Annotated in this window: 5 protein-coding genes; 2 read left to right on the forward strand and 3 right to left on the reverse strand. The window is 70.9% G+C overall.

All coding sequences use genetic code 11. The annotated features are described in order from the left end of the window. Nucleotides 1-740: oxygenase MpaB family protein (locus tag J1C73_RS17950; protein ID WP_207317286.1), on the reverse strand; the 740-nt coding region annotated here is incomplete at its 3' end. A gap of 227 nt (nt 741-967) precedes the next feature. Beyond that, entirely contained in the window at nt 968-2,011 is a 1,044-nt protein-coding gene (locus J1C73_RS17955) for a LacI family DNA-binding transcriptional regulator (protein WP_207317287.1), read from the reverse strand. Between the two features lie 236 nt (nt 2,012-2,247). Between J1C73_RS17955 and J1C73_RS17960 the strand changes: the two genes are divergently transcribed. Further along, nucleotides 2,248-3,570, forward strand: coding sequence for a M14 family metallopeptidase (locus J1C73_RS17960; RefSeq protein WP_207317288.1), 1,323 nt, complete (start codon nt 2,248-2,250; stop codon nt 3,568-3,570). Nucleotides 3,571-3,644: 74 nt separating this feature from the next. After that, nucleotides 3,645-5,390: a BCCT family transporter gene (locus J1C73_RS17965; protein ID WP_207317289.1), complete on the forward strand. Its 1,746-nt coding sequence runs from the start codon at nt 3,645-3,647 to the stop codon at nt 5,388-5,390. Nucleotides 5,391-5,522: 132 nt separating this feature from the next. Here J1C73_RS17965 and J1C73_RS17970 read toward each other — a convergent pair. Continuing rightward, nucleotides 5,523-6,020: FAD-dependent oxidoreductase (locus J1C73_RS17970; RefSeq protein ID WP_207317290.1), on the reverse strand; the 498-nt coding region annotated here is incomplete at its 5' end.

Here is a 6,020-nt window from a genome sequence, read left to right on the forward strand (position 1 = left end):
CGCACACACCGCGAGCGGGCGCGCAGCGATCCGGCGGCGGCCCACCGGACCCAGCGGGGCTGCGCCCTGAACCCCAGTGCTCGCAGCAGCGGTTCGTCCAGCAGCGCGAGCGAGAACCGCGCGATCACCGGACGCAGCGGGCGCGGATACCAGCTCGCCATGATCCGGAACGTGGCGTTGGCGACCCGCCGGTTCGCCGGGTCGTACGCGAACATCCGCTCCTCGTAGGAGTCCAGCAGCCGCTCGAACCCCTCGTAGGTGTCCGGCGCGCCCTCGATGTCCATCATGGCCGCCATCTTCCGGCCCACCTCGGTCAGCGCCTCGGTCTCCACCGGGCACAGGGGCCGCCAGCCGAACCGGTCGATCCAGCGCTTCGGCCCGACGACCGTGGTCGCCAGGACGTACAGGAAGTCCTCGTTGGGTATCCGGTACTTGCCGTGGATGCGGTTGAGGTGACGGGCCGCCGCGCGCCCGCGCTCCGAGTCGAAGCCGTCGGCCGCCATCTCGTACCCGATCAGCACCGTGTCGTCGTAGCGCTTCTGTCCGGACCGTTCGAACTCCTGCGTACGGTCCAGGAGTACGGAGATGCGGGGGACCCCGTAGTCGCGGAGGAACGCGACGCTCACACCCTGCCGGTAGTCCCAGGGGAATTCGTACTGCGAGATCAGCCGGAGAATCTCGGCGCAGTCGCGGACGGGATCCATGCGGCGTATCTCACGAAGGCGGCTGTAGCGGCCCATGGTGCGCCCTCCTGTCGGGTGGTGCGTGCGGCGCCCCCGGTCCAATTCCCTTGTACCGGAGGTGATCTGACGGACACTTCGAACAGAGAGCCAATGTTACAAATACTATCGACTTGTTGCACGGGTCGCGTCAACACCACCGGCACGGATCGGGTCATCACCCATCCGCCCGGCGGGCCGCGGTGGTGTGTGCGGGGAGAGTCACCGGCCTCGTGCCGGTGCGTGCGTCACGCCGACGCGCGGTGGATGAGCTCCGTCGGCGTGATCACCGAATCAGGTTCGGTGGCTCCGTCGTTCAGCCGCTCCATCAGTATCCTGACCATCAACCGGCCCATTCCCACGACATCCTGGCGGACTGTCGTCAGCGGCGGATCGGTCGTCTCTGACACCGACTCCATGTCGTCGAAGCCGACCAGTGCCACGTCCTGCGGTACCCGGCGCCCGTGCTCGCGCAGCACCCGCAGGGCGCCCGAGGCCATCAGGTCGTTGGCGGCGAAGACCGCGTCCAGGCCCGGCCGCCGCTCCAGCAGTGCGGCCATGGCGCGGGCGCCGCCCTCCGCGGTGAAGTCGCCGTCCGCGACCAGTGCGGGATCGCCGTCGGGCAGCACGTCGAGGTAGCCGTCGATGCGGTCGAGCGCGGAGGTCTGGTCGCGCGGGCCCGCGATGTGCGCGATGTGCCGGCGGCCGAGCGAGACCAGATGGCGCACGGCCTCACGGGCGCCGCCGCGGTTGTCGCAGTCGACGTAGGGGACCGCGAGCTCGGAGGCGGCGCCCGGCCGTCCGGGGCGCCCGCCGTAGACTGTCGGTACCCGGAACCGGCGGATGACCGCGGACAGTTCGTCGTCCGTGTGCAGCGAGAAGGCCAGTACCCCGTCCACATGGCCACCGGCCAGATAGCGGGTCACCCGGTCGAAGTCCCCGCTCCCCTCCACCAGGAGAAGCACCAACTGGGCGTCATAAGTGATGAGTTCACGGCTGATGCCGCGGATGTGCTGGGAGAAGAAGGGGTCGGAGAAGATGCGTATCTCGGGTTCGTCGATGATCACGGCGACGGCTCCGTTGCGCCGGGTCACCAGCGTCCGGGCGGCGTGGTTCGGTACGTAGCCGAGCTCATCGACCGCCTTGCGCACCTGGTCCACGAGCGGCTGCCGTACCCCGGCGCCGCCGTTGACCACCCGGGAAGCCGTTGCCCGGGACACCCCGGCCCGGGCTGCCACGGCTTCCAGTGTGGGGCGTGCGTCGTGAGGGGCATCGGAGGTCGGACGGGGCAAGGGACGCTCCTCGGAGGCGCGGGAGGGGGCCGGAGACGGCCGGGGGCCCGGCCGAACAGCACGAACCTCGCCAGCCTAGGGCCTTTCGCGGAGCGGCGACCGGGGGACCTGTCGCGCGGGCGCCGGCCACGGTACCTTCCGCCCATGCCGACACGTGCGCGGGGTGCCCGCTCGACGTACAGACCGCCCGCCCCGGCCCCCGCCGGTGGTCCGCGCGGCACGGCGGCCGGTGGCCGGTGAACCGCTGCGGACCGAAGTGCCGCGACCGGCGGGCGGGCCGTCGCAAGGTCCGCAACCTCGCGCTGACGGGCCTCGCCACCGCCCTGGCCGGCGCGCTGGTCACGGTGTCCGCCGCGGCGGCGCGGACCCCGCCGCGTACCGGATTCGAGTCCGCCGACGGGGCACGCTGGACCGGCCCGGCCGAGGAACGCTCCTTGCTCGCGGCCGTCGCCCGGCACAGCGACCGGGTCTCCGTGGAGCGGATCGGAACGACGAAGCGGGGGCGGCCCTTGCGGCTCGTCCGGATCGGCAGCCGGCGTCCGGCCGCCCTCACCGTGCTCCTCGTGTGCGGCCAGCACGGTGATGAACCCGCCGCCCGCGAGGCCTGTCTGACGGTGATCCGTGACCTCGGATACGCCAGGGACCGGGCGACCCGGGACCTTCTCTCCCGTACCGAGATCCTTGTCATTCCGACCGCCAACCCCGACGGCCGCGCCGCCGGAACCCGGGGCAACTCCGACGACGTGGACATCAACCGCGACCACATCGCGCTGCGGACCGCCGAGGGCCGGGCCGTCGCGGCGGCCCTCCGGGACGACAGGCCCGATGTGGTCTACGACCTGCACGAGTACGGCGCGACGCCGCCGTACTACGACAAGGACCTGACCGTCCTGTGGCCCCGCAACCCCAATGTCCACGAGCTGGTGCGCGACGAATCGAAGCTCCTGGCCGAACGCCATGTGCGCCCGGCCGCCCGGGACGCCGGACACGACAGCGGGCTCTACGGCATCTGGACCGATCCGGTCACGGGCCGGCCCGTCAAGCAGACCGCGGGCGACGGGCAGGAGCGCATCCTGCGCAATGCGGCGGGCGTCAAGCATGCGGTGGCGCTGCTCGTCGAGTCCCGCGTGGACGCGCTCACCGACGCCGAGCGGGCCGACCCCGCACTCAACAACCGTCGCCGGGTGCACTCCCAACGTGCCGCACTCAAAGGCCTGTTCTCCTACGTCGAGGAGCGGCGCGGCGAGATCGCCGCCGCCACCGCCCGCTCCCGGGCGGCCGGGTTCACCGACCGGGGCCCGGTCCGGCTCGGCGGGGCCGACAACGAGGCGGCGGGGCCGGGCGAGACCCTCGCGCACCCGCCCTGCGGTTACCGGCTCACGGCGGCCCAGTTCGCCCGGGTCGGGGACGAACTCGTCCTGCACGGCGTCACCTCCCGGCCCGACGGTGACGGTGTGTACGTACCGCTGGCCCAGCCCGCCCGGAGGCTGATCCCGCTCCTCCTGGACAAGGATGCGACATATCACGTCATAAAAGGTCAAGCTGATACCGCTTGTTGATCCCGGAAGATGTGCGTTGCGTGTGGTACTGCCTACGGAGAGCGAAACTCCAGCTTCCGTGAAAGGTGCCATTCGTGTCGCAGGACGATCAGAGAGCGGGCGGCAGGGGGGATCTGTCGGTGACGGCGGATCTGCCCGGCGACCCGACCCGGAGCCGGCACCCCACGACCGACCGGGTGGTGTTCGGTGTCACCGCTGTCCTGACCCTCGCCTTCGTGGTCTGGGGGGCCACCGCCACCGACTCGCTGGAGGACGTCTCCAGTACGTTGCTCAACGGCCTCATGCACAACGGTGGTTGGGCCTTCATGCTGGCCGCCTCCGGATTCGTGGTCTTCGCGCTCTGGCTCGCCGTCAGCCGCTACGGAAAGATCACCCTCGGCCAGGAGGGCGAGGAGCCGGAATTCCGGACCGTGTCCTGGGTCGCCATGATGTTCAGCGCCGGTATGGGCATCGGCCTGATGTTCTACGGAGTGAGTGAGCCCCTGGCGCACTTCGTCCACCCGCCGCCCGGCACCCACCCGGTGGACGCCGCCGAGGCGATGCAGACGGCGATGGCCACCACCCTCTTCCACTGGACGCTCCACCCCTGGGCGATCTACGCGGTGGTCGGTCTCGCCATCTCGTACAGCACCTTCCGGCGCCGCAGGCGGCAGACGATCAGTGCCGTCTTCGAACCGCTCATCGGTGCCCGGCACGCCCACGGCGGCGTCGGCCGGCTGATCGACATCCTCGCCATCTTCGCCACGCTCTTCGGCTCGGCGGCCTCGCTGGGCCTGGGAGCCCTTCAGATCGGCAGCGGTTTCCACGAACTGAACTGGATGGAGAAGACCGGCACCGGGCTGCTCGTCCTGATCATCGCGGTGCTGACCGTGGCCTTCGTCGCCTCGGCGATCTCCGGCGTGGAGAAGGGCATCCAGTGGCTGTCCAACATCAATATGGTGCTCGCCCTGATCCTCGCCGTCTTCGTGTTCATCGCGGGACCGACGATCATCGTGCTCGACCTGCTGCCCACCTCGATCGCCGCCTACATCGGTGATCTGCCCCAGCTCGCGGGCCGCACCGAGGCGACCGGCAAGGGGGAGGTCGCCGACTGGCTCAGCAGCTGGACCGTCTTCTACTGGGCCTGGTGGATCTCCTGGACCCCGTTCGTCGGCATGTTCATCGCCAGGATCAGCCGCGGCCGGACGATCCGTCAGTTCATCGGCGGGGTCATCCTGGTCCCCAGCACCGTCAGCCTGATCTGGTTCGCGATCTTCGGCGGCAGCGCCATCAAGCTCCAGGAGGCCGGGAAACTGAACGGCGCCGATACCCAGGAGGCCCAGCTCTTCGGCGTGCTCGAGCAGTTCCCCATCCCGACGGTGATGAGTCTGCTGGTGATGATCCTTGTCGGCATCTTCTTCGTATCGGGCGCGGATGCCGCTTCCATCGTGATGGGCACCCTGTCGCAGAAGGGCATCCTCGAACCGGCCAAGTGGGTCGTCGTTTTTTGGGGCGTCACCACCGGTGCGGTGGGGGCGATCATGCTGCTGATCGGGAACGGCAAGGGCGATGCGCTGGCGGGCCTGCAGAACCTGACCATTCTGGTGGCCGCGCCCTTCACGATCGTCATGATCGGCATGTGCGTGGCCCTGGTGCGGGACCTGCGCGAGGACCCGCTCATCGTGCGCCGCGAGTTCGGGGTGGAGGCGGTCGAGTCCGCGGTCATCGAGGGCCACGCCAAGTACGACGGTGACTTCGAGATCCGGATCGGCCCGGGCGGCAGCCAGATCACCACCGAGCGCGGGGACCGGTCCGGCGGTTCGAGCCCGGCGGGCGACTGAGGACGCTGAGCCGTTCGAGGGCCGAGGAGCGGACCGGGGCCCCGAGCCGTCCGAGGACCGCGCGGGCCGACGGCCCTGCGGGGTCGCGGGCACCCAGGCGCCCCGCCCCTGGTCGGCCCCGCACGCGGCGGTTCAGACCACCAGCCGGGCCGCCGCCTCCGCGCAGCCCAGGGCGACGGTCACGCCCGCGCCCCCGTGTCCGTAGTTGTGCACCAGGCGCCCGCCGCCGGGCAGCGGCTCGGTCTCGATGCGGACCCCCGCGTCCCGGGCCGGCCGCAGCCCCACCCGGTGCCCGATGATCCGCGCGCGGGCGATCTCCGGCCGGACCCGGGCACACCGGGCCACGATCTCCTCGGCCGTGCGGGGATCGGGCACGGTGCTCCAGTCGTCCGTCCCGGCGGTGCCGCCGAGCACGAGCCGGCCCGGCTGCGGGAAGAAGTACGTCGTCGCGCCCGCCGCCGGGTCAGCCTCGGTGAACCACTCCTTGATCCCCGGGTTCTCCACCATGACCAGCTGACCGCGAACCGGCCGCATCCCGCTGTCGGGGACCAGTTCGCGGGCACCGAGCCCCGTGCAGTTGACCACCGTCGCCGCCTCGGCGGCCGCCTCGTCGAACGAGGTGACCGTACG

This window comes from Streptomyces laculatispora, from assembly GCF_017353455.1.
In the GTDB taxonomy this organism is placed as follows: Bacteria; Actinomycetota; Actinomycetes; order Streptomycetales; family Streptomycetaceae; genus Streptomyces; species Streptomyces laculatispora.